The 26,573-nt window shown below is 62.0% G+C and carries 17 protein-coding genes and 1 tRNA gene; 4 read left to right on the top strand and 14 right to left on the bottom strand.

The window, feature by feature from the left end; all coding sequences use genetic code 11:
• Position 1: 1 nt before the first annotated feature.
• Entirely contained in the window at positions 2 to 919 is a 918-nt protein-coding gene (gene rnhC, locus VSP_RS01920) for a ribonuclease HIII (protein ID WP_009958360.1), read from the bottom strand.
• 91 nt (positions 920 to 1,010) lie between these two features.
• Between rnhC and VSP_RS33400 the strand changes: the two genes are divergently transcribed.
• The 3 genes from VSP_RS33400 to VSP_RS01905 all read left to right on the top strand — a co-directional run bounded on the left by VSP_RS33400 (position 1,011) and on the right by VSP_RS01905 (position 3,973).
• A complete protein-coding gene (locus VSP_RS33400) occupies positions 1,011 to 2,042 on the top strand; it encodes an A/G-specific adenine glycosylase (protein ID WP_009958359.1) in 1,032 nt (343 codons plus the stop codon).
• A gap of 66 nt (positions 2,043 to 2,108) precedes the next feature.
• Positions 2,109 to 3,335 (top strand): tryptophan synthase subunit beta, encoded by a 1,227-nt coding sequence (trpB, locus tag VSP_RS01910; protein ID WP_009958357.1) that lies wholly within the window; start codon positions 2,109 to 2,111, stop codon positions 3,333 to 3,335.
• Positions 3,336 to 3,373: 38 nt separating this feature from the next.
• Positions 3,374 to 3,973, top strand: coding sequence for a hypothetical protein (locus tag VSP_RS01905; RefSeq protein ID WP_009958356.1), 600 nt, complete (start codon positions 3,374 to 3,376; stop codon positions 3,971 to 3,973).
• 197 nt (positions 3,974 to 4,170) lie between these two features.
• Here the strand turns inward: VSP_RS01905 and VSP_RS01900 are convergent, their stop codons facing one another.
• The 9 genes from VSP_RS01900 to atpB all read right to left on the bottom strand — a co-directional run bounded on the left by VSP_RS01900 (position 4,171) and on the right by atpB (position 13,282).
• Positions 4,171 to 5,079, bottom strand: coding sequence for a TraB/GumN family protein (locus VSP_RS01900; RefSeq protein WP_157210687.1), 909 nt, complete (start codon positions 5,077 to 5,079; stop codon positions 4,171 to 4,173).
• Positions 5,080 to 6,387: 1,308 nt separating this feature from the next.
• The gene (atpC, locus tag VSP_RS01895; protein WP_009958353.1) at positions 6,388 to 6,810 is read right to left on the bottom strand and encodes an ATP synthase F1 subunit epsilon; all 423 of its coding nucleotides are present in this window, start codon (positions 6,808 to 6,810) and stop codon (positions 6,388 to 6,390) included.
• Positions 6,811 to 6,917: 107 nt separating this feature from the next.
• The gene (gene atpD / locus VSP_RS01890) at positions 6,918 to 8,333 is read right to left on the bottom strand and encodes a F0F1 ATP synthase subunit beta (RefSeq protein ID WP_009958352.1); all 1,416 of its coding nucleotides are present in this window, start codon (positions 8,331 to 8,333) and stop codon (positions 6,918 to 6,920) included.
• A gap of 62 nt (positions 8,334 to 8,395) precedes the next feature.
• Positions 8,396 to 9,286 (bottom strand): ATP synthase F1 subunit gamma, encoded by an 891-nt coding sequence (atpG, locus tag VSP_RS01885; RefSeq protein ID WP_009958351.1) that lies wholly within the window; start codon positions 9,284 to 9,286, stop codon positions 8,396 to 8,398.
• An 85-nt stretch (positions 9,287 to 9,371) separates the two neighbouring features.
• Positions 9,372 to 10,904, bottom strand: coding sequence for a F0F1 ATP synthase subunit alpha (gene atpA, locus VSP_RS01880; protein ID WP_009958350.1), 1,533 nt, complete (start codon positions 10,902 to 10,904; stop codon positions 9,372 to 9,374).
• A gap of 84 nt (positions 10,905 to 10,988) precedes the next feature.
• On the bottom strand, positions 10,989 to 11,387 hold the full coding sequence (locus VSP_RS01875; protein WP_009958349.1) for a F0F1 ATP synthase subunit delta: 399 nt from the start codon (positions 11,385 to 11,387) through the stop codon (positions 10,989 to 10,991).
• A 46-nt stretch (positions 11,388 to 11,433) separates the two neighbouring features.
• Complete coding sequence (gene atpF / locus VSP_RS01870) at positions 11,434 to 11,955, bottom strand: F0F1 ATP synthase subunit B (RefSeq protein WP_009958348.1); 522 nt, start codon at positions 11,953 to 11,955, stop codon at positions 11,434 to 11,436.
• 99 nt (positions 11,956 to 12,054) lie between these two features.
• Positions 12,055 to 12,321 (bottom strand): hypothetical protein, encoded by a 267-nt coding sequence (locus tag VSP_RS33395; RefSeq protein ID WP_009958346.1) that lies wholly within the window; start codon positions 12,319 to 12,321, stop codon positions 12,055 to 12,057.
• 79 nt (positions 12,322 to 12,400) lie between these two features.
• On the bottom strand, positions 12,401 to 13,282 hold the full coding sequence (gene atpB / locus VSP_RS01860; protein WP_009958345.1) for a F0F1 ATP synthase subunit A: 882 nt from the start codon (positions 13,280 to 13,282) through the stop codon (positions 12,401 to 12,403).
• A 276-nt stretch (positions 13,283 to 13,558) separates the two neighbouring features.
• Between atpB and VSP_RS01850 the strand changes: the two genes are divergently transcribed.
• A tRNA-Val gene (locus tag VSP_RS01850) sits at positions 13,559 to 13,630 on the top strand.
• A 1,374-nt stretch (positions 13,631 to 15,004) separates the two neighbouring features.
• On the opposite strand, the gene ssuE is transcribed toward VSP_RS01850, so the two are convergent.
• The 4 genes from ssuE to VSP_RS01830 form a co-directional block, all read right to left on the bottom strand.
• Entirely contained in the window at positions 15,005 to 15,538 is a 534-nt protein-coding gene (gene ssuE / locus VSP_RS41845) for an NADPH-dependent FMN reductase (RefSeq protein WP_044133396.1), read from the bottom strand.
• Between the two features lie 220 nt (positions 15,539 to 15,758).
• Positions 15,759 to 16,448, bottom strand: coding sequence for a response regulator transcription factor (locus tag VSP_RS01840; protein ID WP_029190101.1), 690 nt, complete (start codon positions 16,446 to 16,448; stop codon positions 15,759 to 15,761).
• 119 nt (positions 16,449 to 16,567) lie between these two features.
• Positions 16,568 to 21,466, bottom strand: coding sequence for a beta strand repeat-containing protein (locus VSP_RS01835; RefSeq protein ID WP_009958341.1), 4,899 nt, complete (start codon positions 21,464 to 21,466; stop codon positions 16,568 to 16,570).
• A 60-nt stretch (positions 21,467 to 21,526) separates the two neighbouring features.
• Positions 21,527 to 26,566 (bottom strand): beta strand repeat-containing protein, encoded by a 5,040-nt coding sequence (locus VSP_RS01830; RefSeq protein ID WP_081452346.1) that lies wholly within the window; start codon positions 26,564 to 26,566, stop codon positions 21,527 to 21,529.
• Positions 26,567 to 26,573 lie beyond the last annotated feature (7 nt).

Here is a 26,573-nt window from a genome sequence, read left to right as displayed (position 1 = left end):
ATCATGCAATTGCTGCAACTTCAATGGCGGTCTTGAAATGCATCTTTGCCACTTTTGGCAGAATATCGGCTCCGTGCTTGCGGATGAGCTCCGCTCCTGCCTGCTTCACCGCAGGAGATGCCCCCTTGGGCAGGAGGATGCCGAGCCGGTCGCCCGCCTCCTTGAGCCAGCGCACAAATTTCTCCCGTGCGAAGATGGAGGCCGCCGCCACGGCCGGGTCGCTCTCCGCCTTGGTGCGCTGCTGCAGGTCGATGGTTTTCCCTTTTTCCAGGAGGGCGCTTTGAAGCACCCGCGGGTTGGCGAACTGGTCAGACAGGGCCATCGGGCAGTCGGGCACACGCTCAAGAAGATTCTCGATGACGCGGGCGTGCCCCCAGGCGAGGAGCCGGTTCAGGTTGCCAAACTTGGTGTACAGCTCGTTGTACTTCTCCGGGCCGATCACGATCACCTCATGCACCACCCGGGCCGCACGCATGTCCCCGGCGATCGCTTCAATCCGGGCATCACTGCCAATGCGCTTGCTGTCCATCACCCCCATATCGCGCAGCTTCCGTGCCATGGATGCCTCGACGTAAGCACCCGCGATAACCAGCGGGCCGAAAAAATCGCCTTTGCCGCTTTCATCGATCCCGAGGTGGGGCTCAAACATCTCAGGCTGGTTCACCTCCTCATACCCCAGCTCGGCGACTCCGAGCACTTCGGGTTCGAGGGTGAAAGTAATGAACTCCTCCACCCCCTTCCCCTGGGCGACGATCTTGGGTCCTTTTTCATACACGGCCACATTCACCTTCGTCCCCTCTGCTGCGTACAGACAGTAGGGCTTCTCCAGAAACTTGAAACCCTTCGCCTGGAGCACGGTCCGGAGCCTGGCAGCCTGGGATTCTGTGAGCGCTTTGGTGTAGGTGGTGACGGCGGGCATGGAAGGTCTGGGCTAAAGACGTGAAATCCATGCAGGTTAGACTTGAAATCGGACTCCGCATCCCGGTTTCTTCACGATTGATTTCCCGCCTGTGAAAAACGTCATCGAGCCTGATCCCGCAAAAATAGCCCATGCCCTGGAGGCCTGGTTTGCAGTGTCCGGCCGTGACTACCCCTGGCGGAGGACGACGGATCCCTACGCGATTCTGGTCTCGGAAATGATGCTGCAACAGACGCAGATCAGCACGGTGCTGGACCGGGGCTACTACGCCCGCTGGATGGAACGCTTCCCCAACACGGCAACTCTGGCGGTGGCGGATGAAGCCGAGGTGCTGCGCGTCTGGGAAGGGCTGGGCTACTACCGCCGCGCCAGGTTCCTCCAGCAGATGGCGCAACGGGTGGAAAGTGAGCACGGTGGTATTTTTCCAGCCACCTTGGAAGGCGTACGCGCCCTGCCCGGAGTGGGCGACTACACAGCGGGGGCGGTGTGCAGCTTTGCCCACGATGCGGCGGCACCGATTGTGGATGGCAACGTGGCACGGGTGCTTTCCCGCGTGTGGGACGATGCCACCCCGGTGGACAGCCGGGAGGGCATGGCGCGGCTCTGGACGCGATCCCGGGCTCTGGTGGAGGCGGCCCAAAGTCCCCGCGTGTTCAACAGTGCCCTCATGGAACTGGGCCAGACAATCTGCCGCGTGAGTGCGCCCAACTGCGGCTCGTGCCCGGTGCAACCGCACTGCCTCACTCGCGACCCGGCGAGCCTGCCGGTAAAGAGCAAGCAGACGGTGATCACGGCTGTAACGGAGCGTGTGTACTTCCAGATTGGCGAGGAAGGGGTGCTTCTTCAACAGGAGTCCGGAAAGCGCCGTACGGGGTTGTGGAAGCTGCCCGAACTCCCCGCGCTGCCGGATCCACCCGCGGTACTGCACCGGTCCAAGTACACCATCACCCGGTACAAGGTGGATCTCTGGGTGCACGCCCCTCCTGATAAGGCCGGGGTGGCACCTCCCGAGGGCCTGCAATGGATCCCGCTGGCCGGGCTGGAAGCTCTGCCGATGCCCAGCCCCTATCGCAAGGCGCTCAACGCCGTGCTGGCCCAGCGGGACTTTGAACTGAAGGCCTGAAGCCGAAGCATCCATACAACAACCCTTTGAGCCGCGATGGATTTGCGATAGACTCCCCCTCCTGCCATGACCCCTACCGCCCCCTCCCCCCTCGCCTCCTTGCCTGATGCCCACGGCCACTTCGGCCCGTACGGCGGCATGTTTGTGCCGGAGACTCTGATGGCCGCACTCCAGGAGCTCACTGCGGAGTATGAGAAGGCCAAGAAAGACCCCGCCTTCCGCGCTGAGCTGGATCAACTGCTGGCGGACTACGTGGGCCGCCCCACGCCCTTGTACTTTGCCAAGCGCTGGACCGAGCAACTGGGCGGGGCCAAGATCTACCTGAAGCGGGAAGATCTGCTCCACACCGGCGCTCACAAGATCAACAACGCAATGGGGCAGATCCTGCTGGCCCAGCGTCTGGGCAAGACCCGCATCATTGCTGAGACGGGCGCGGGACAGCACGGCGTGGCCACGGCCACCGTCGCGGCTCGCGCCGGACTGAAGTGCGTGATCTACATGGGCCAGGTGGACATGGAGCGCCAAATGCTGAACGTGGCGCGCATGCGCTTCCTGGGTGCGGAAGTGGTCCCGGTGACGGCTGGCCAGGCCACCCTGAAGGAGGCAGTGAATGAGGCCATGCGTGACTGGGTGACCCATGTGCGGGACACGCACTACATCCTGGGAACCGCCTACGGTGCCCACCCCTACCCGATGATGGTGCGTGATTTCCACCGCGTGATCGGCGTGGAAGCCCGCCGCCAGATTCTGGAGCGTGAAGAACGCCTGCCGGATCTCCTCATCGCCTGCGTGGGCGGCGGCAGCAATGCGATCGGTTTGTTCCACCCCTTTCTGGATGACAAAGAGGTGCGCATGGTGGGCGTGGAGGCCGGGGGTGAAGGCATCATCCCGGAACGTCACGCGGCCCGTTTCCAGGGCGGTCGCCTGGGGGTGCTGCAAGGAGCCAAAACCTGGTTGCTGGCCAACGAGGACGGCCAGATCCAGCTCACGCACTCCGTCAGCGCTGGTCTGGACTACGCCGCCGTGGGCCCGGAGCACGCCTATTTGCACGATCAAGGGCGGGCGGAATACACCTACGCCACCGATGATGAGGCGCTCAAGGCCTTCCAGTCGTTGTCCAAGATCGAGGGGATCATTCCCGCTCTGGAGAGCTCCCATGCTCTGGCTTACGCCATGAAGGTGGCTCCGCAGATGGGCAAGGACAAGATCATCATCGTGAACGTGAGCGGTCGTGGCGACAAAGACGTGGCTCAAGCGGCCCGATTTGTGTGGGGTGAAACACTGAAGTTCTAGCCTCGTTCAATCCTCTCTCTGCCCCGCTTTTAGCCGCCATGTCCCAGTCCTTTCTTGACGATCCCAACCCCATTGCCGGGGACATGGCGGTATTGACCAACCTTCTCCAAGGTTCAGTAGCCCCCCATTTGCACCTGCCCCCCACCGGGGATCTGCGGGTGCTGAACCTGGCCTGCGGGCGATGCGATGAAGCCGAAACGCTGGTGAAATTTGGCCAGTCCCAGACGGCGGGGCAGGTCAATCTGGTGGGGGCGGACATCCGCATCCGCGAGATCCTGCAGGCGCGGGAGAACCACGCGCATCTGCCAGCGGAGTTTCTGCTGGAGGATGCCACCAAGCTCCACCTGCACAAGCAGGTGGGGGAGGATTTCAACATGGTCCTGCTGCGCCACCAGAACTACTGGCATGGGCCGGAGCTGTGGAAGAAGATCTTTGAGCAGGGCCTCAGCAAAATGGACGAGGAGGGCCTTCTGGTCATCACCAGCTACTTCGACAAGGAGCATGAGCTGGCTCTGGGAGCTCTGCAGAACATGGGGGCGGAACTGGTGAGCACCACGCACAATCCGCTGGCGCGGAAACTCTTCACCCCCGGCAAATACGTGGACAAGCACGTGGCGGTTTTCCGCCGGAAGCGGTGAGGAGTTCGGGGTTAGACGTTAAGAGTTAGGGAGACAGGGGGGTGAGCCTGCGTTGAAGCAGGTAGCTTTAGCGACTGGTTGCTCATGACAATGATGGCAGAGCCTTCTCGGTTCCTGCTTCCGCATCACCAGCATCCCCAGAGAGCCGGGGCGGCTCCTTCCACCTTGGCTCATCGTTGGGCTGCGCTCGCTCCGATTTACGGAGTGGCCTTTACCTGGGTCACCACGCAGCCTTTTTCCTTGAGCAGGGCAATCACGCCGCCTTTACCACCCAAGTGACCGGCACCAACGAGGATCATCACCTTCTCATCCCGCTCAATGTACTTCAGGATGGGGGCCACCCAGGCCCGGTTGCGTTTGAGGAGGAACTCCTCCAGAAGCTCGGGATACTTGTCGGCATCCCGGAACAGCAGTTCCTGAAGCTTGTCACTGCGCCCTTTGCGCCAGGCTACAATGAGCTCGTCGAAGTCCTTGGGCAGGGTTTCTGACTCCCCCAGCGTCTGCTCCAACAGGTTTTCCTGAAGTTTCTCACTGAGCTTGGCAAAGATGCCGAGTTGGAACTCGACGGACTCCAGCCCCTCCCCCGGCTTTTGATCCGCCTTGGCCTTCTTTTCGAAATAGGTGTCCACGCCACGGGCGGGGTCAGCACCCAGGATCTGGTATTCCGTGGCGGCAATGGTGAGCGACAGGAACCAGGGACGGAACTTCTTCACGACCGCCTCCTGCAACCCCTTCTCCGCGGCCCACTTGCGCACCTTTTGCATGGTCGCGGCGCTGACATGGTGGCCCAGTTCCTCATCCCCGGAGTACATGCCGAGCTGGCGCATGCGACTGGCCACCTGGCTGTTTTCATCACTGCCAGGTGGAAGCTCAAACACGAGTTTGGAGCTGGCCGTGTAGGCCTGCTCAAACACAGAGGGCAGCGGGTAGTCTTCCTTTCTCAACAGGTGGATGGTGCCCGCCAGATAGACCTGCTTCCCGTCCTTTTCCACGCGCCACACGCTGGAGGGGCTGGCGGTATCAGGCTGGTTGCCGGAGGCTCCGCAGGCCACGGCAATGCAGCACAGAGCGAGAGATTGGAAGATGCGCTGGAGGGCTTTTTTCAAGGGGGCATGACGGGGGTTTTCATCCGCCAGCTTGCAGTTAACCAGACGCGGGAGAGTGCGCCAGTCTGAATTGCAGATTCTCCCCCAGGGGGGATGTGAGACGGCGGGAGCGGAGAGATTGGGCAAGCGGATGTCGATGGGTGTGAGCAACACGAGAAGATGGCCGCCTCATCGGGAAGTTGGCTTGCCGACTTTGACGATCGGGTGGTGTCCCAGCCCGGATTGCCCGATGCCGGAGGCATCAAAGCCATTAGACGGATGGTTGAAGGAGCGTAGCGACTGATACCTCCGGAAGATCAGATTCAGTATTGCATCCCGGAGCGGATGCCAGCGACGTCGCCTCCGGCATCTCGACTTCCCTGGAACACTGTTCCGATTTTAATCGGTTATTGACGCTGTAGGGCAAGCGCTCCGCTTGCCGCGAATGGCCCCTGATTGAGGCAACCGGAGCGGTCGCCCTACAGCCCGGGGTGGTTGGAGGTTGGGACGGGATGCAACGTCATGGAACGTTTGGGGCGGACCGGGACAGGAATGTCCCTCGCTCTTTTGCTGAAGGGTCACTGGATGCGAACTGCCATGCGTGAGCTCATGTCTTCTGTCTGGTGTCTGGCAGTCTTCTGTCTCCCGCGCAGCGGGCGGCACGTCCGGACTACGCCCGGGGCGACGCTGCGGGGGTGGTCCGACGGTCTCCGTCGGGGCGGGAGCGGAGAGATTGGGCAAGCGGATGTCGATGGGTTGTGAGCAACACGAGAAGGTGGCCGCCTCATCGGGAAGTTGACTTGTCGACTTTGACGATCTACTGGTGTCCCAGCCCGGATTGCCCGATGCCGGAGGCATCAAAGCCATTAGCCGGAAGGTTGAAGGAGCGGAGCGACTGATACCTCCGGAAGATCAGATTCAGTATTGCATCCCGGAGCGGATGCCAGCGACGTCGCCTCCGGCATCTCGACTTCCCTGGAACACTGTTCCGATTTTAATCGGTTATTGACGCTGTAGGGCAAGCGCTCCGCTTGCCGCGAATGGCCCCTGATTGAGGCAACCGGAGCGGTCGCCCTACAGCCCGAGGTGGTTGGAGGTTGGGACGGGATGCAACGTCATGGAACGTTTGGGGCGGACCGGGACAGGAATGTCCCTCGCTCTTTTGCTGAAGGGTCACTGGATGCGAACTGCCATGCGTGAGCTCATGTCTTCTGTCTGGTGTCTGGCAGTCTTCTGTCTCCCGCGCAGCGGGCAAAAAAATGGATGCCACAGTGCGCCAGGGCACCACGGCATCCATCTGAAAAACGACGCGATGTAAAACGGATTTGCCTACAGCGTGTTGCGACGGCGCTTCACGCGAAGCTGGGCGGTGGAGCGCTGGATGCTGGCCATGACGGTGGCGAGTTCCTCGCCGCCGATGTCCGGGGAATGCTTGAGCTTCTCGACCGTTTCTTCGGCACGCTTGAGGGCCTCTTCGACGGCCTTCTCATCAATGTCGCTCTCTGCCATGGCCATGTCGGTGAGGACGGCCACGCGATGTCCGGTGATCTCCACGAACCCGGTACCCACCGCGAGGTGCTCCACGACACCTTCCTTGGTGTAGGCCAGCTCACCGGGGTGAAGGGCGGTGACCAGGGGCACGTGAGACTCGAGCACACCCAGTTCACCTTCGCTGCCCGGAAGCACGACGGTGTCCACCGTATCAGAGAACACGCGCTTTTCAGGAGTGACGATTTCGAGCTTGAGGGACATCTGGAAGGGAAGGTGGTCGGTTTGGACGCTGAAGAGGGAGAAACGAACCGGGTTTCAGCCAGGGAGGGGTGCTCCACGTGCTCGAAACCCGGCTTGAGGAAACAGCACTAGGAGCGCTTCACCTTGTCGATGCTGCCCTTCATGTAGAAGTTGGCTTCGGGCACGTCGTCCCACTTGCCTTCGAGGATCTCGGCGAAGCCACGGACGGTGTCCTTCACAGAGACGTACTCGCCGGGGGTGCCGGTGAACACTTCGGCCACGGAGAAGGGCTGGCTCAGGAAGCGCTGAAGCTTACGGGCGCGGTACACGGTGAGTTTGTCTTCGTCGCTCAGTTCATCCATGCCCAGGATGGCGATGATGTCCTGAAGGTCCTTGTAGCGCTGAAGCACACGCTGCACGCCACGGGCGACGCGGTAGTGCTCTTCACCCACGATGTCTGGAGCGAGCGCCTTGGACACGGAAGCGAGAGGATCCACCGCAGGGTAGATGCCCAGCTCAGCGAGGGAACGCTCAAGCACGACCGTCGAGTCAAGGTGGGCGAAGGTGTTGGCAGGAGCGGGGTCGGTAAGGTCATCCGCCGGCACGTACACGGCCTGCACGGAGGTGATGGAGCCCTGCTTGGTGGAGGTGATGCGCTCCTGCATGGCACCCATTTCGGAAGCCAGGGTCGGCTGGTAACCCACGGCGGAGGGGGTACGGCCAAGCAGAGCGGACACTTCAGAACCGGCCTGGGAGAAACGGAAGACGTTGTCCACGAAGAGGAGCACGTCCTGGTTCTTCTCATCGCGGAAGTACTCGGCCATGGAGAGGGCGGAGAGGGCGACGCGCAGACGGGCACCGGGAGGCTCATTCATCTGGCCGTACACCAAGGCCACCTTGGACTCCTTGAGGTTGTCCGGCTTGATAACGCCGGAGTCGATCATTTCATGGTAAAGGTCATTGCCTTCACGGGAGCGCTCACCCACCCCGGCGAAAACGGAGAAACCACCGTGGGCCTTGGCGATGTTGTTGATGAGCTCAAGAATAACCACCGTCTTGCCCACGCCGGCACCCCCGAAGGCACCTGCTTTACCACCCTTGGTGAAGGGGCAGATAAGGTCGATGACCTTGATGCCCGTTTCGAGAATGGCGGCGGAGGGGTCCTGGTCAACCAGCTTGGGAGCGGGGCGGTGGATCGGGTAGTACTTGGTGGCGTTGACAGGGCCTTTTTCGTCCACGGGTTTGCCCGTCACGTCGAAAATACGGCCGAGGATTTCTTCACCCACTGGAACGCTGATCGGAGCACCGGTGTCACGCACGGCCATGCCGCGGACGAGACCTTCAGTGGTGGTCATGGCCACGGCGCGCACCCAGCCATCGCCAAGGTGCTGCTGGGTTTCGAGCACGAGGGTGGTGTCGCTGCCGTAAAGCTTGTAGTCAATCTCCAGGGCGTTGTAGATGGAGGGCAGTTCGCCCGATTTGGAAAAGTCGATGTCCACGACGGGTCCGATGACCTGGGCGATGCTACCGATGTTGTTGCTCATGTTGTTCCTTTGGAAGAATGTTTGGGGAGGCGGGGCGTTGCTTGGGGCGGGTGGGGCTCTGTCTATTCGAGAGCCTTCATGGCCGTCGTGATTTCCAGCAGTTCTGTGGTGATCCCAGCCTGACGGAGCTTGTTGTACTCGAGGGTGAGGTCCTTGATCATGCTCTTCGCATTGTCCGTGGCGCTCTTCATGGCGACCATTCGTGAGCTGTGCTCGGAGGCACGGGCTTCAAGAATCATCTGGTACACCATGTAGTCGATGTACTGGGGAAGCACCTGGTCGAAGACCGCAATCGGGTTGGGCTCGAACAGGTATTCCTGGCCAACAGCGGAGGCGGCAGGCGGAACGTCTGCCCCCATGCCTTCAAAGTCCTTGGGCTTGCCGATCGTAACCGGGCTGACGGGGAGAACGGTCTCGATCAGAGGCTCCTGGCGGAGCACGTTGACGAAGTTGGTGAAGGCGACCTTCACGCGGTCATACTTGCCATCCAGGAACTGCTGGATCAGGAAGCGGGAAACCGGGCGGGTTTCAGCGAACTTGACCGGATCCTTCACGCCGAAGTCGGCGACGAGATTCTTCTTCAGCTTGCCGAGCGAGTTGCGCAGCTTGCTGCCCACGGTGATGAAAGCCACATCGCCACCCTTGGTCTGCTCGATAACTTTGCGCAGGAGGTTGGTGTTGAGACCACCGCAAAGACCTTTGTCGGTGCTCACCACGAGGATGAGTTCACGATTGCCTTCACGTTCTTCCAAAAGGGGATGGACGAGGTCACCCGTCTTGTCCTTCAGGCTCACAAGCACCTTGTTGAGCAGTTCCGCGTAGGAGCGGCCGGCCAGGGCCTGATCCTGGGCGCGCTTCATTTTGGAAGCGGCCACGAGCTGCATGGCCTTGGTGATCTGGGCCGTGTTTTTGACCGACTTGATGCGTCGGCGAATGTCGCGGGTGCTGGGCATCTGGGGTGTTGCGTTCCGGTGTCAGGATGGCGGGGAGCGGCGCGGGCGGGACCTCCGCCCGGCGGCGGGCCGGGCTGGCTTGGGCTTACTTCCAGCTGGCTTTGAAGTCAGCGAGGGCGGTTTTCAGTTCCGCAACGATGTCTTCCTTGAGCTCTTTCGCGTTGCGAAGCTTGTCGAGGTAGGAGGACTTGCGGGTCTCAAGGAACTCTTCGAACTTGGCCTGGAACTCCTTCACGCGATCCACCGGGACGTCATCGAAGCCGCCGTTCTGCATGGCCCAGAGAATGGAGGCCATGATTTCAAGGGACTTGGGATTGTACTGGCCCTGCTTGAAGAGCTCCACAATGCGCTGACCGCGGTCGAGCTTGGCCTTGGTGGCGGCGTCGAGGTCGGAACCGAACTGGGCGAAAGCGGCGAGCTCGCGGAACTGGGCGAGGTCAAGCTTGGTGGTGCCGGAGACCTTCTTGATGGCCTTGGTCTGGGCGGCGGAACCCACGCGGGACACGGAGAGACCCACGGAGATGGCCGGACGCACACCTTGGTAGAAGAGGTCGGTCTCAAGGAAGATCTGGCCGTCTGTGATGGAAATCACGTTCGTCGGGATGTACGCGGACACGTCACCCGCCTGCGTCTCAATGATCGGCAGTGCCGTCATGGAACCACCACCAGCGGCGTCGGAAAGACGGGCGGAGCGCTCAAGGAGGCGGCTGTGGAGGTAGAACACATCGCCGGGATAAGCTTCACGGCCGGAGGGGCGGCGGAGCACCAGGGACACCTGGCGATAGGCCACGGCGTGCTTGGAAAGGTCGTCGAAGATGATGAGAACGTCTTCGCCCTTGTCCATAAAGTACTCACCCATGGCGCAACCAGCGTAAGGAGCGAGGTACTGGTTCGTGGCGGAGTCGGCAGCGGAGGCGCTGACGATGATCGTGTAGGGAAGCGCCCCGGCGTCTTCGAGCGTCTTGATGACGCGGGCGATGTTCGCCTGCTTCTGACCGACGGCGACGTAGATGCAGATCACACGCTTGTGGCCCTGGAGCTGGCCTTCCTCGGCGGCCTTGTTCTGGCGGGCCTGGGAGATGATGGTGTCCACGGCGATGGTGGTCTTGCCGGTGGAGCGGTCACCAATGATGAGCTCACGCTGGCCACGGCCGATCGGGATCATTGCGTCCACGGACATGATGCCCGTCTGGAGGGGGACGCTCACGGACTTGCGCTTAACGATACCAGGAGCGATCTTCTCAACGGGGTAGAAGGCGTCACCTTTGATGTCACCCTTGCCGTCGAGAGGCTGACCGAGGGAGTTCACCACGCGGCCCAGAACGCCGTTGCCCACCGGCACTTCGAGCAGACGGCCCGTGGTCTTGACTTCGTCACCTTCCTTGACGTTCAGACCGTCGCCGAGAAGAATCGCGCCGACTTCGGTCTCTTCCAAGTTGAGCGCCAGGCCGTACAGACCGCCGGGGAACTCGATCATTTCGTTGAGCATGACATCGCTCAAACCTTCGATCTTGGCAACGCCGTCGCCGATTTCCCGCACCACGCCCACATTGGATCTGGTGACGGAAGTCTTCAGTCCGGCGATTTCGGTTTCAATCTCCTGGAGGATGCTGCTCATAACGTGTTCTGGTGTTGGATCAAATTGACGGGGCTGGGCGGGGCGGAAGGGAACGAATCGGAGGGAATCGTTGACGGGATGGGGCTAGGCAAGGCTCTGACGGAGGGCTTCCAGCTTGGCGGCGACACTGCCGTCCCAAACGTGGCTGCCCACTTTCACACGGAGACCGCCGATAAGAGAGGGATTTTCAAAAAACTCCAGCGTCAGGTCGTCGCCGTACTTCTTCTGGAGGTCCACACGAAGCTGCTCGCGCATTTCATTGGAGAGACGGGAGACGCTCTCGACCACAGCCGTGCGCTTCTCCGTCTCAAGGCGCACAAAGCGCTGGAAGGCCGTGAGAACGGCGAGGTAGTCGCGGGGCTTTTCCTCGGCGACGCGCTTCACAACGCGTTTTACCCGGCTGTTGTGGAGACGGCCGCTGGAGTCCACACAGGCGCGGAAGAGCTGGCGGGCTGAGCGAAGGGCGTCTTTGCTGATCTTCATAACCGGGAGGGAGTGAAAGAAGGAAGAAGCGGGCGAACCTTGAACCTTAGAGGGAGACTTGGGCGGCGGTTTCGCGGTTGATGCGATCCTGGTCGTCGTTGTTGAGGACCTTGCCGGTGACACGGGAGGTGGCATCCACAACCATGCGGCCGAATTCGCGCTTAAGCTGGGTGACGAGCTGCTCCTGTTCAAGCTGGGCGGCTTCGCGAGCCTTGGCGATGATCGCGGACGCTTCGTTGACGGCCTCCTGGCGCTTTTTCTCAGCCAGGATGTTGGCGCTTTCACCAGCTTCTTTGATCAAGCGGCCAGCTTCGTCGTCGGCCTTGGTGACGATGGCTTTCGCGTTCTGCTCAGCAGCAGCGAGGTCGCGGGCGATCTTCTCAAGCTTGGACTCGCCGTCGGCGATGCGCTTGCGGCGGGCTTCCAGCATCGCAAGGATGGGGCCGAAGGCGTAGCGACGCAGGATGAAGACCACGATCGCAAAGATGATGATCTGGGCGATCAGGTGGCCCCACTGGAGCCCGAACTGGTCTGTGATTGCCGAAACTGCCGACGCTGCCGCGATCATATGAAAGCCTGGTTGAATGAGTAAGGGTGGGGAAGGGGCGGGAAAAGGGTGGCGGAGGCGAGCTCCGCCACCCGGAATCTGAAGGACCAACAGCAGCGATTAACGGCCGCCGAAAGCGATGATCAGAGCGTAAATGGCGATAGCTTCTGCCAGCGCCATGCCGATGATGCCAAGGGTCATGATGTTGCCATAAGCGCCGGGATTACGGCCAACGGCTTCAACAGCCTTGCCACCGATCATGCCGATCGCGACAGCGGCGCCAGCACCGGCAACGCCGAGGGTAAGGCTGCCGTTCACGCCGGAAGCGACAACAGGAGCGGCGGTGGCGGCGACTTCGGAAGCCGCAGTGATAAGTTCCATCATCATAGTCTTAGTAGGTATCGTGTTTCGTTGTTACTACCGCCGCCCGCAGTCATAGCCACGGTCCCGACGGCAAAGGGGTTTATCAGTGGTGTTCGTCGTGCTCCTCGTCGTGCGCGGTGGAGAGCAGGATGTACACTGAGCAAAGGAGGGTGAAGACGACCGCCTGGAGGAGACCCACCAGCAGCTCCATGAAATAGAAGGGCAGCGGGATCAGGATGCTGCCGATGAAATTGATGACCGGATGGGCCCCATGCAGGATGGACATCATCGTGTGCAGGAGGGTTTCACCAGCGTAGATGTTGCCGTAGAGTCGCAGGGAGAGCGACATGGGGCGGAAGGCGATGGAGACCACCTCGATGAGGCCCACAAAGGCGAAGATCACGCCCATCATCAACATCATGATGCCCTTGAACTTGCCCTTGGGCGCGAACATGTGCTTGAGGAAGCCGATGACGCCCACCTCGCTGATCGTCAGAATCAACCAGACGATCATGAAGCTCAGCGCAATGCCGAGGGTCATGTTAAGGTCAGCAGTGGCCGGACGGAAAAGCGGGGCGTGAACCGAGGAGAGCGTCAGATTGCCGCTGCCCTGGCCCCAGCCGATGGTGCCCACTCCGGGAATCAGACCGAACCAGTTCGAGACCAACACAAACATGAAGACGGAAGCGAGCAGCGGGAAGGCGCGCTTGGCGACCTTGGGCCCGATGATGTCCTCAACTTTGCCGTACAAGAACTCGACCACACCCTCGAACCCGTTCTGCCAGCCATGCGGGATGAGCTGCATGTTGGAAGTGGCCTTGCGGGAGACCCACAGAAGCACGCCCAGCACGATGCCGGCGAGGAGGAAGGAGTTCGTGAAAAAGGAGAGAGTGCTCTTCTCGCCGAAGAGCGAAATTGCGTACGGACTCACACCTTCTGCCAACAAGGGAGGCAGAATGAAAAAGGATTCAGAAACGTGCGACATATACTGGAAATCCGAGGCTCGGCTGAGAGAAGGGCCACTTATTAAACCGACCCTGCAATTTCCCGCAAGATTTATTTGTGAAAAATTTCACAAAGTCCGTCCCATGGGGCTTGGAGCGCGATTTAACCGATTCTTATGCTCGTCGCAGCCAGTCTCAATTGTTGGCGATTTTGGGTGAATTTTATGGCACTGGCAAGCTCAGTAATTGAAACACTTCGCCAGTTTTTCTCCTTGCTCTCGGACGAGTTCGAGGCGAGTAAAGCAGCCCTCTATGACGCGCAGGTAGCTCAGCGGTAGAGCGGCTCGCTTACACCGAGTTGGTCGGGGGTTCGATCCCCTCCCTGCGCACTCTTTTTTCAAGCTTGGAATGGCTTCAGGAACCGTGCTGTAAGGTGCGGCGCGATACTTCCAACTGGAGATTTTGGGCGTGCTGGGGCGCTGTTTGATGCGACGCCGCCGGTGAATGGAGGCCTTGGAAGCCGGTCGCCTGTCACCTGGTCGAAAGGGCATCCTCCGCAGCCTCAACCCGACGGACTATGACGTCCGCCTGGCCCCCGCCGAGCGGCCCGGGGTAAATCCGCCGCTTCGTTGGCCGATCTCTTTGAGAGGTCCGTGGAGTGCTGCGCCGCAGTGATCCAGGGTGTTTCAGCAAGGCTGGGAAGAAGGTCGAGCTGGCCCAGAAAAAGACGCAAGACTGGATGTCGCATGACGCATGACTTGAGGTCAGGGAAGGTGCCAATTCGTCGATTTCGTGCATTTCGTGCATTTCGTACTTCGTACGGAGATTTTATCGCGCCTCAGGATGAGGGAGTTGTGACGAATCGGTTTTTGAGGGGTGTTTTGGTGCCAGGTCTAGGGGTGAGTGCGGGGGCGCTCGCTGGTGTGGGCCGGAGGGTCGCAGCTTGGACACTGGGGGAGCGCAGTCCCCACTGTCGGGGCTGCTGCAACGGTCACCCGCCCGAAGCCAGAATGCGCCACCGCAAGAGCACGTATGATTGCTCCGCTCAAGAGATCCCGGCGAGCCGCCAGGATCGGCAGTCGGGCCGACTGCGCTCCACCCCCACCTTGAAGGGCGGGCCAGAGTGAACGCTGGCCAGCCATGTGGATGTTTCCTCGAACCATCGCGGTAGGGCTTCTCACCCTACCCTACCTACCTTACTACCTACTTACCTTACTTCTAACTAAGCAGGCCAGGAAGGAAGGCCTGAGCCTTCTGCATGGTGCAGAAGCCTCTTGGTCAAAGGTCCGTCCGACAACTGGCGGCGCAGCCGCTTTGGGGCGGCGGGAGGCCCACCGGGTCGTGAGGCGGCACCGAGCACCGCTCTGCACCTGGAAGGTTCAACTGCCCACGGGAACGCCTCATCCTCCCCCGTCCTGTCATCTCAGCAGGACACGTCAGCGAGGGCAGAGGGGGCAGTCAGTTGTGTGCCCCACCTTCCAAGCATCAGCGCTCGGCGTCACCAGGCTCACGCCTGTAGTCCGTACCACTTCAACTCCAATACCTGGCCCCCAGCAGGTGCGCCATTTTTCCCCTTCACCTGGCCCCCAAAAGCCCATTTTTCATAACTCCCTCATCCTGAACGCTCATAAATTCTCCGTACGAAGTACGAAAAGCACGAAATGCACGAAATCAACGAAATGGGGGCTTGGCAGTGGAGAGGGGGGCCTGATGAAGCAAGGTGCAATGGCACGGCAGGGGCGTAGGCCGCCCCCACGGCAAGATCAACCCTGCGCCTTCAGCGTGACGGCCAGCCGTCCCAGGCTGGTGTCAAAGCGCTCCTGCAGGTGGTCATCCAGCCGGAAGCCGGTATCCGTGTAGTGAAACTGGGTGTCCACGACGAACACGCCCTGGCGTAGATCTGTGGCCCCCAGCACGGAGAGCACGGGCTTCAGGGAATAATCAATGGCCAGCAGGTGCGCCTGGGTGCCCGCCGTGGCGATGGGGACGATGGTCTTGCCGCGCAGCGAGTTCTGGGGCAGGATGTCCAGCAGCGCCTTCAGACCGCCCGTGAAGGACCCTTTGTAAATGGGGGTGGCGATGATGATGGCCCTGGCGGCCTCCACCTTGGCTTTGAAAGCGGTGAAGGACTCACTCTCATAGCGCGCCTGGATGAGATCCTCTGCGGGGAAGTCGAGAATGCTCACCGTCTCGTTGGAGACATTCCAGGCTTCGAGAGCGTTGGCAGCGAATTCCAGCAGGAGGGAGGAGCGGGATTTTCGAGCCGGGCTACCAGAGATCAACAATACGTCGGACATGGGAATTGTACGTTTGCGAGTGGGGATGGATGTCGGGTTTAGACTAACGAGGTGCAGACACCCCGCCCGCACCCTACCCTGACCCCGTGCGTGCGGCAACGAGGTTCGCCCCCCACCCCCCTCCGCTCTGCCGCAGCCTGCGCGCCAGTCGGTGCCGGGAGCGTCCGCAAACGCCCTGGAAGGTTCATTGCAACAACTCTTCATCCGATAAGCACCGGGCCTAGCCCGGCGGCTGCCGGTCATCGTGAGGCAGGCCCAGATGCTTGCGCGACTCCGTCCAGCGGATGGCATAGCGCACCACATCGCCGCCGTCTTCGAGCTCCAGCTTGCTCCGGATGTTCCTGCGGTGAACATCCACCGTCTTGGGGCTGATGCCCAGGATCTCCGCCGTCTTGAAGGTGCTTCGCCCCTCCCCCAGCATCTGAAATACCTCGAACTCCCGGTCACTGAGCATGTGCAGGCCGGTCTCTGACCGGGGAGGCGCGCCGGAGGAGTAGGCCATGAGCAGCCGGTCGGACAGACTGCGGCTGACGGCCACCCCACCCTGGGCCACGGTTTTCAAAGCCTGTTCAAACACCTCGATGGAGCTGTTTTTCATCAGGTAGCCCCTCGCCCCAGCCTTGAGCGCACGCTCGGCGTACAACTCCTCGTCGTGCATGGAAACGACCAGCACCGCCGCCTCCGGGTGCGTCGCCTGCAGATCCCGGATCAGCTCAAACCCGCTGCGGTCAGGCAGGGAGATGTCCACCAGCAACATGTCGGCCACCAGTTCCTGCATCCTCGCGACGGCTTGCGCCGCGCTATGGGCCACCCAAGCACACTCAAATCCTTCGATATTGCCCACCAGCACCTTCAATCCCGCCTGCATCAGGATGTGATCCTCAACGATTCCAACACGACAAATGGGCATAAGCGACTTCCGTTTTTGCCCACCACGGGCCTCACCATCAGGCCCGGATCAACTCCGGTGATGCGGAAAAGTTGCGCGCTTTTTTCAGACTCTTTTGCCAGAACACGGGCCCGGGCACTTCAGACACGCCGCCGACGGAAGGCCAGGGCGAGGAGTCCGGCCAGCAGGAGAAGGGCCTTGGAAGGCTCCGGGACAATGGCGATGACCCCTGTGGTGCCGAACTGGCTCACGTCCCAGTACCACTCGCTGTTGTAGGCGGTGAGGCTTGGCAAATCGAGTCCCAGCCCGGCTTCCCCGCCCAGGCGGATGCCATCGCCATCGGGGTCGTAGTAGGAAGTGGGCAGCGTCAGACCCGCCCAGTCGATCAGGTCAAAGACATCATGCCAGGCAGGCGTGTAGCCCGACCCAAAGGTGACCTTGATCGTGGAGCCTGCATCCAGGGTGAAAGTGCCCGCGACGACGATGCGATCATTGCCGCCGTCCAATGAGGTGCCCGCCACGGAGGTGAGCCTGTGGGTGGTGGGATCAAAGGTGGCCGTGAGGCCATGCGTGCCGCCCGTCTTCAACTGCATGGCCATGCTGGCACCGCTGGCGACATTGAGGTTGCCCACGATGTTCAGGGTGCCGACATCCGAGGTGAGCCCCGTGGCGTTGCGGCCGATGCTGTAGGCGTTCCCGCCTGGTGCGAGGGTGGCCCCGGAGGCCAGGGTCACGTTTCCTTGAACTCGACCGTTCCCGCCGAAGGTGGCCCCGCTGGCCACGGCCACATTCCCCGCACCGGTGGCGCTCACCGTCGTTTCATAGCTGCTGCTCACCAGCAGCGTTCCCGCGCTCACATTGGTGTCCCCGGTGAAGTTGTTGTCTCCTTCGAGGATCAAGGTGCCCGCTGTCGTTTTGGTGATCGCGTCGCCGCCGTTGATCTCGCCCGTGTCCTTGAGCACGCCGGATTGCAGGTTCAGCGTGTCGATCTTGTTGGCGAGGGAGCCGATGTCATGCCCTGTCATGTCGAGCATGCCGCCATTCAGCGTGATGGTGGTGGCGGTGTTGGTGGTTGTGGAGTTTGCCCCGCCCCCTTCCAGAATCGCGGCATTTGTGCGCAGCACCCCGCCCGTGAGGTTCAGGGTCGCGCTCACCCGGCCGTAGCCATTGGTGTTGGTGTAAGTGCCCATGACGAAGGAGTTCGCCACGGTGAAGGTGCCGCCGCCGATGTTCAGCGTGCCGTTTGCCAGCGGGTTGGGCGAGGTCGAACTGCCCGCGTTGCCGCCCATGGTGCCCAAGTCCACCGTGTTCGCCGTGAAGGCGCCTGTGTCGAACGATACCGTGCCCGTCACCCCGCCTCCGCCGTCGCTGCTGCGTTTGGCGATGACCAGGTTGTTCGCAGTGACGGTGGCGTTGTTTCCTCGCAGGTCCAGGGTGCCCGCGGGGCTCGCCCCCGTGCCGGTGGTGAGGGAGGAGCCCACCGTGATGTTGATGCCCGCTCCGGTTTTTCCTTGAATCACCACGGAGCCGGAGCCACCCGCCGCCTGGGAGGCAAAACGCACACTGCCGGTGCCCTTGGAGACGCCGATGTTCAGGCTGTCTGCTGTGATGGTGTTTGTACCCGTCCCCAGCACCAGGATGCCCGTGCCTGCGTTCCAGTTGTTGCTGTGACTGATCTGCACCGAGTTGGCCGTGATGGTGTTGCTCGTGTTGGAGAGGCTTAGGGTGCTGGTATTGAGCAGTCCGTAGCCCACGCGGAACTCGTTCACATTCGCCGTGAAAGAGCCCAGCCCAGTCATGTCGGTGGTGGTGGAGTTGGCATTCCCCGCCGCATCTACCGGGGTGTCGGCACCCGGCAGGAGGGTGGTGGAGGCCTGCAGACCCGCCTCGAAAATGCCTGCGGCATTGTCCACCACCAGCGCGCCGCCACCGGCGAAGACCACCTGCGTCGTGGTTTTGAAATAGTTGAGCACACCGGTCTTCAGGCTGCCTGTGCCGGTGATGCTCAGCGTCTGCCCCGCACCGATGGTCACCGTGCTGGGCGTGGTCACACTGCTGGAGGAGACCACGAGACTCGCGACGCTCTGGCTGTAGTCTCTCACATCCAGGTTCGCGCTGTATTCCCTCGCACCCACCGTCACGGCACCGCTGGTGGGCAGCGTGTTCGTCGCGCCGATCACCAGGGTGCCGGAGGTGACTGCGGTGGTGCCGCTGTAAGTGTTCTGCCCCGCCGCCGCATTCAGGATCAGGGTGCCCTCACCCGTCTGGTTGAGGCCGCCCGTACCGGTGATGGCCGTCGTGATCGTGGTCGTCACGCCGGGGTCGAGGCGGACCTCCGTCGTCCCGCTCGTCACCAGCGCGCCTGCCCCGTTCAGCGTGTAGTCTTGTGCAAACTGCAGGCCGGTGACTGCCACCTGGTCCTGCACCTCCACCGTGCCGCCCGCCGCCCCGGCGAAGATGGCCACCTTGTCGGCGGCATCCGCCCAAGTGCCATTGGCACTGCCATTGACCGAGGTCCAGTTCGTCCCCGCATTCGTCCACACGCCGCTGCCGCCATCCACCGTGTTGTCCGCTGCAGAGTCCCCCCCGTCCCAGTACTGGCCCGCCACCTGCGTCACCACCAGATTGATATCCGTGTTCGCCGTGTCCACCTGGATGGCAAAGTTGTATCCCACCCGCACCTGCGCCACCAGTCCGTTGTCCGTGAGCGTGCCCGTGTAGTCCACGAGCTTGTAGGTGCCCGCGCCGAAGCCCGTGCCCATGGTGATGCGGGCCGTACCGTTCAGGGTCAGCGCGCCATTCACCGTGAGCAGATCACTCGCCGTGCCCAGATCGTAGTTCAGGAAAGAACCACTGTTCAACGTCAGGGTGCTGCCCAGCGTGAGAGAGCCTGTGCTGCCCGCCACCGTGGCATTGCCGAAGCCCAGCGTGCCCCCGTTAGCCACCGTCACCGCCCCGCTCAGCGTGCCTGCGGCGGAGAAGGCCCCCCCGCTGTTTACGGTAACGGCCGTATTTCCCAGCGAGCCGGTCACATTGAGCGTGCCCCCGTTCACCGTGGTGGCACCTGTGTAGGTGTTCGTGCCGGAGAGCGTCCAGATGCCCGCGCCCGTCTTGGTCAGGCTGGCGACACCTGTGTTCATATTGCTGGCGAGGCTGCCATTGCCCGCCCCGGCCAGAGTCAGCGCACGGCTGCCGCCGGAGCCGACGATCGCCGCCGTGTTCGTGAGACTGAGGTTGCCGCTGTCTGAGGCGATGGTCGTATTCCCCGTGAGGGTGATGGCCCCGCCGAAGCTGTTGTTTCCGCTGACGTTCACGAGCGCACCCGTCTGCCCCGCGGCACCGGTGCCGTTGAGGCTCAGCGCCTCCGCACCGATGGCGATGTTGTTCTGCAACTGAAGCGTGGCCCCGCTGGCGACCACGGTGCCGGCATTGGCTGCAGTGGGAGCGGCTTCATGGGACATCACGGTGCCCAGGCCACTGCTGTGCTGGATATTAAGGATGCCCGCATTCACCAGGGTCTCCCGGCCGTAGGTGTTGGCCTGCGTAAAGGTCCAGGTGCCCGTGCCGGACTTTATGATTCGTATGCCCACCGGGCCAGCAGCTGCAGTGGTGCCGCCGATCACGCTGTCGATGATTCCATTGCCCGCCCCCATCAATTCCAGATCCGACATTCTTTTCAGGCTGTTGCTGTTGGTGCGCACCCCGCCCGTGAAGGTCAGCGTCTGCCCGGCGGTGGTCACTTCGATCTTCCCTCGACCCGTGGTGTTGTCGTCCGCATCATTGCGCATCACGATCAACCGGTCCGTCGTGGCCGTGTTGCCCGTGTACTCCAGGCGGCCAATGGTACTGCTGCCCTGGCCGAAAAGGATGCGACCGTTGGAGCCGATCGCGGAAATCGTGCCGTTGTTGGAGATGGTGGAAAAGCGGAAGGCCCCGTCGGAGATGCTCAAATCTCCCGTGAAGCTGTTGTTGTTATTGTTGAGGAACACCGTGCCGCCATCCGTGCGGGAGATGCCGCCTGTGCCGGTGATGAGCCCATTGATGATGAAGTTCTGATCGCCGCGGTAAGTGATGCCGGTGGTCACGGAGCCATTGAGAGTGAGGGCACCGCTCCCATTGTTGTAAAAAGAGCCCGAGCCGATGATGTCGCGGTCCGTGGAAGCGGCACCTCCCTTGTACTTCACGTGGGAGCCATTGTTGAAGGTGAAGGTCGTTCCCGCCCCGAGGGAGCTGTTGACTCCTTTATTCGCGATGCTGGTGAAGATGAGCGTTGTGGCACTCGCGGTGGTGTTGCCCGTGTAGCTGTTGTTGTCGTTGGTCACGCTCCACGCACCACGCTGCCCCCCGTTGGCAAGGGGTCCAGAGTAGTTGACGATGACGCCCCCTCCTGCACCGCCATCGGAGATGAGACCGTTCACCTGGTTGGCAGAGCCGTCATTGCTGCGATGGCCCGCAGTGGTCTGGAAGTTCAACGTGATCGCAACCCCCGGGTTGGTCTCTCCACCAGTGATGCTCCCGTTGATGATCATCTTGTACGGGTTGGTGTCTGTATCTCCGGTGGTCGCGTTGTTGATGAACGTGTAGGATCCGGGCGCATTGCTTGCGGGAGCATGCACAATGAGGGGGGCATCCAACGTCAGAGTGGCTGTCACTCCCGGACCCATGGCGATTTCCCCCCCACTTGTGAGGTGCAGAGCCTCGCCCAAGTTCGCCCCCAAACTCCCGATCGTGTACCCGCCCGTACCCGCCCCTACGTAAAAGAACATGCTGTTGATGTTCCGTCCGGCATCGATGGTGATGATTGTGGCCCCCGTGGGCGGGTAGAAGTGCGCAGAATCTCCCGTACCCGTGGTCCCAACCTCTCCGGCAATGGCATCCCAGTTGGCTGCGTCGTTCCAGGCTCGGATACCGGTGCCACCGATCCACTCCCCCTCTTCCCCCCTCAACCCAGAAGCACCAAGGCACAACAGCCCCAGGGCGGCCCATGCCCCCTTGCGGGTGACACACTTTGCAGAGCGGGAAAGGAGACTCTTGAACATGACGAAGAGCGGATAAAATGGGGTCGAATAAGAAAGTGAAGGCGGGAGGCAACAAGGAAACTACAGGCGGGCGGCACCGGCCCGGCGGCGGCGGGCAAGCAGAGCCCCCGCCCCCAGCAGCACCAGCATGACGCGGGAGGGCTCCGGCACCGCCACCACGGAGATGGTGCCGTTGGTCAGGAAATCATCGATTGACCAGGTGTAGCCGTCGGCGAGGCTGCTCATGGCAGCACTGAAGTCAAAGTTGAACGAGCCCGTGCGGGTCGGGTTCGTGCCCAGACTGGTCCAGTCAATGAGCTGCCAAACGCCGGAGGTCCATCCGCTGGCACCGCTCACATCCGCCACCACAATAGTGCCGCCCAGTTCAATCTCGCTGGCTGAGGTGTGGATGATCAGACGGTCTGCCTCCGTCCCGGTGAGCCCGTCATCATTGCCAAAGAGGTCGAACTGGAGCGTGCCAGCAAGAGTGATGGCCACATCGCCCCCCTGCCCCAGTTGGAAATCCTGGGCTCCGCCCCCGGCCACGCCGTGGGTGGTGCCAATCCGCAACTGAGTACCGGAGCTGATGGTGATGCTGCCCGCGCTGCCACCAGAGAGGCTGCCGGTGCCGCCCAGGGTGGCCCCGCTGTTCGCGAGCGTGCTCACGCTGCCAGCCCCAGTGGCGGATCCAGCCGCGTTGTTGGCCAGGAAGACCCCGCTGCTGATCAGCGTGTCGCCTGTGTAAGTGTTGTCTCCTGAAAACACCACGGTGCCAGGGCCCGTCTTGTTGAGGCCGCCGTCCCCGGTGACCGTATTGGCAACGGTCAGGGTGTGAGCCGCCTGCTCCACCTCCAGCGTCGCGCCATCGGTGCCAAACTTCACTCCGCGATTGGCGTCGTCGATGGTGACATTCGCATACGCTGACAGAGTCCCGCCATTGAGGGTGAGGTGGTCATCATCAAACGCCGCCGGCCCGTTGCCCAGGTTCCGCTCGTCGTTGATGCGCACCTTCCCCGCATTGATGGTGGTGGTGCCGGTGATGTAGGCTCCGCTGGCGTCGAAAACGGCATTTTCCGTGAACCCGGAAAACGTCACCGTGCCGGTGCCGTTCTTCACCAGGTTCACCACACGGTTCTCACGCCGGGAAACGTAGGTCAGACTGGTGTTGCCCGTGCCGTCGAATATGAGGTTCAACGTACCGCCCGCGTTGGTGAGGATGGCTCCCCCGAAGGTCAACTGGCCGTCGTTGGCGATCGTGAAATTCCCCGCCGAGGTGGGGCGGAGCTGGGCATTGATCACCTGCGTGCCGCCGCGCACTTCCAGACGGGTGCCGGAAGCGAAGATCACCCCGCCGGAGCCGGAGTTGACCGTGTAGTTTTTGTCCCCTGTGAAGATGATGTTCTTCACATTCTTGTTGCCATTGATGGCGGTCACCGTCGTCACCCCCTCGCTGCCGAAGATGACGTCGTTGGTCGTGGCGGGCACCGTGCCCGCCAGCCAGTTCGCGTCGTCCGCCCAGGAGCCGCCGTTGGTGCCCAGCCAGATGTGGGCGTTGGCGGAGGCCACAATGGAGATGGTGCCGTCCACGAGGAAATTACTGGTGTCCCACGTGTAGCCCGAGGCTAGGCTGCTCTGGGCAGCCGTGAAGTCGAACGTGAAGGCCCCGTCCAGCGTGGTTGAGGCGAGGTTCACCCCGCTCCAGTCAATGAGCTGCCACGTGCCCTCCGTCCACACGGAGCCGCCGCTCATGTCTGCCACCACCACATTGCCTCCCAGCGCCAGGGTGCTGGCGGTGGTCGCCAGGTGCAGCACGTCTGACTCTGCCGCAGTAAGGCCCGCCTCGTTGCCAAAGAGGTCAAACTGCAGCGTGCCGCCCAGGGAGAGGCTCACATTCGCATTGCTGCCCAGGGTGAGGGAACCTGCCGTCCCGGCAACGCCGTGCGTGGCCCCCACCCGCAGGATGGCGGTGGACCCGATGCTGATGCTCTGGCCCGCGGAGGCAGTGATGCTGCCGTTGCCTGCGAGAACCGCCGAGCCCGTCACAGAAACGCCGCCCGTGCCCGTGGCGGAGCCGGTGGTGTTGCCCACCAGCAGGGTGCCGGCGCTCACCACGGTGTTGCCCGTGTACTGGTTGTCACTGGTCAGGCTGAGGATGCCCGTGCCCGTCTTCTGCAGACCACCGGTACCGACAATTTGGTTGGCAATGGTCAGGTTGAAGGAGCCCTCGACATCGAAGCCGCCGCCGTTCTCACCCAGAGTGATGCCCCGGTTCGCATCGTCAATGGCGAAGCTGGCAAACGCGCCCAGCACGCCGCCGTTCAGCGTCAGGTGGCCGGCATTGTACGCGGCTGGGTTGCCCCCCAGCGCCCGTTCCTGGTTGATGCGGATCTTGCCCTCATTGATGGTGGTGGTGCCGGTGAAGGTGCCCTGCGTGCTCCCCACCGAGTCCGTGGGGTTGGAGCCGTTGATGGTGAGCGTCCCGGTGCCGTTTTTGACCAGGGAAACGTCATACGTGCCGTGACGGCGGTCAATCAAGTTCGCATAGGTATTACCTGAACCACTGAAGTAGATCGTTTTGTTCGTCGGCGTGCCGCTCCAGTCATTCGCGGTGATGGAGCTGTTGAAGTTCATCGCCGTCCCGTTGTTGATGATGTACACGTTGGAGCTGCTCACGCCCACGCGCACGTTGGTGTTGAAGATCTGCGTGCCGCCGCGGGACTCGATGGTACCGCCGTTGGTCGCATCCCCTGCGAGATAGAGAACGCCCCCCCCACTGGTATTGGTGATCGTATAGTCTGCTGCACCTTTGAAGAGGATGTTCCGCACCGTACGGTCACCAGCGTGCGTCGTGGTGGTAGGCGCGGCCCCATCGAAGATCACGTCATTCGAAGCGCCGGGCACGGAGCCTGCCGTCCAGTTGCCCGCATCTGCCCAGGAGGCGCTGTTGGCGCCTGTCCAGATGTGCACTTCGCTCCCCGACTGCTCACGTATGGAGAGCACACCCGTGGTGGTGAGCTGGGTCGTGTCCCAGGTGTAGCCCAGGGCCAGGCGGCTGGTGGAGAGGTTATAGGTAAATGCACCCGTCTTTGTCGCCGCACTGGCACCGCTCCAGTCAAAGAGCTGCCAGATGCCCGCGGTCCAGGCCCCGGTGCCGGTCGTGCGCCAGTTGGCCGCGCCGGTGCTGTCCGCCACCGACACCACACCGCCCAGCGCCAGGGTGGTGGCGGTCGTGGAAACCACCAGCTTGTCTGCCGACCCCAGGGTCACGCCATCCGAAGCGCCGAAGAGATCAAACTGAAGCGTACCGCCGAGGGTGATGGCCACATTCGTACTTCCCCCCAGGGCGAACTGGGAGGCCGCCCCGGTGTATCCGTTCGCATCCTGCGCACCCGCCAGGATGCCGTGGGTGTTCCCCACCATGAGCTGGGTGCCGCTGGCGATGGTAATGAAGCCGCCCGCTGCACCGGAGACGGCGCCCGTGCCGCCCAGCCTGCCCGTACCGCTGGTGATGACGCTGCCGGTGCCGGTGCCCGTGAGGCTGGAGACGAGCAGCGTGCCTGCCGAGATCTGTGTCTGACCGCTGTGGGTGTTGGTTCCTGAAATCTCCCACGTGCCCGCGCCGCTCTTGCTGAGCGTGAGCAGCGGCGTGCCGGTGATGTTTCCGCTGAGCTTGCCATTGCCCGCGCCCGTGAGCTCCAGCGTGGAGGCTGTGCTCGCACTGGCGGTAGAGACATCCCCGCTGATCTCCAGCAGCTTGCCCACCACTGTGTTTTCAATGATGCCGCCGCCCACCGCGGTAGTGCCGCTCACCCCGTTGTTGATCCGGATGGTGCGGTTCGTATAGCCGCCATTCGCGCCCGTGAAGATGAATTTCCCGATGTTGTTGCCCGTGGTCGGACCACCGTTGGACTGACCCAGCGCGATCTGGCTGCCTTTGCCGATGGCGGAGTTCTCCCCAATGAGGTCGATGTCATTCGTGCTGAACGCCCCCACCGAGATGCTGATGTTTCCGGCGAAGCTGTTGTTGGCATTGCTCAGGAAGACCGTGCCCGCATCAGTGCGATTCAGGCCGCCTGTACCCGTGACCAGCGCATCCACAATGAAATTACCACCTCCACGGAAGGTGAGCCCGTTCGTGACCAGGCTGCCATCTGCCGAGAGTGTGATGGCTCCGGTGCCGTTGTTGAACCAACTGTTGCCATTGCTGACGAAGGCACGGTTCGTACTGGCGGCGGCACCCACATACATGAGGAAGGTGCCGTTCCCCAGGGTGATGGCCCCGTCACTGCCCAACGAGCTGGCCTGCCCGTAGTTGGCGAGGCTGTTGATGAAGAGCGTGCCGCTGACCAACTCCGTTCCACCGGTGTAGGTGTTCGCGCCGCTCAAGTACCAGGCCCCAGCGGTGGGGCTGCTGGTGGCAATCCGGACGGCCAGACCTTGCCCCCCTCCCTCGAGCGTGGGCGCGGTGCCTCCGTCAGAAATCACCCCGCTGATCCAGTTGGCGGTGTTTTGATCGCTGTTTCTTGACCCCGTGCTTCCCGCAAGCGTTAGAGTATATTTGCCCGTTGTCGTGCCTGCACTGACATCCCCTGCAATGATCAGTCGGGGAGTGGTCGCAGTGATACCACTGATAGCGCTGTTGGTGAACGTGTATTCACCGTTGGTGCTACCCGTAGGCGCATGCAGCACCAGGGGTGCATTCACAATAACTGACCCGAGTGCAGATCCCGTTTGAGAGCCCATGCCGATCTGCCCACCCGAACTGAGATGCAGTGCCTCCCCAGCATTGGCTCCTCCAGCCCCGATGGTGTAGGAGCCGCTGAAGAAGAGCAGGTCCAAGACATTTCTTCCTGCGTCCACATTCACGATCACGGGCTCGCCCGCCTCATAAAACTGGATGTCCCCCGTATCATTTGTGGTGCCAACTCCACCCCCTATGATACCGCCCTCCCAATTGCTGGCATCGCTCCAGTTCCGGATGCCGCCGACATCCCCCAGCCATTGGCCGGGGCTGTAGGACTGCCCGGACACTACCGACGGGCCAAACACCAGTGCGACGAGGCCCAGCACCCCTCGCAGACAAGGGCGGCCCATTTTCATGAAATAACGACGCAAAGACATGTCAGGA

The organism is Verrucomicrobium spinosum DSM 4136 = JCM 18804 (assembly GCF_000172155.1).
In the GTDB taxonomy this organism is placed as follows: Bacteria; Verrucomicrobiota; Verrucomicrobiia; order Verrucomicrobiales; family Verrucomicrobiaceae; genus Verrucomicrobium; species Verrucomicrobium spinosum.
This window is presented reverse-complemented; position numbering and strand designations above follow the sequence as displayed.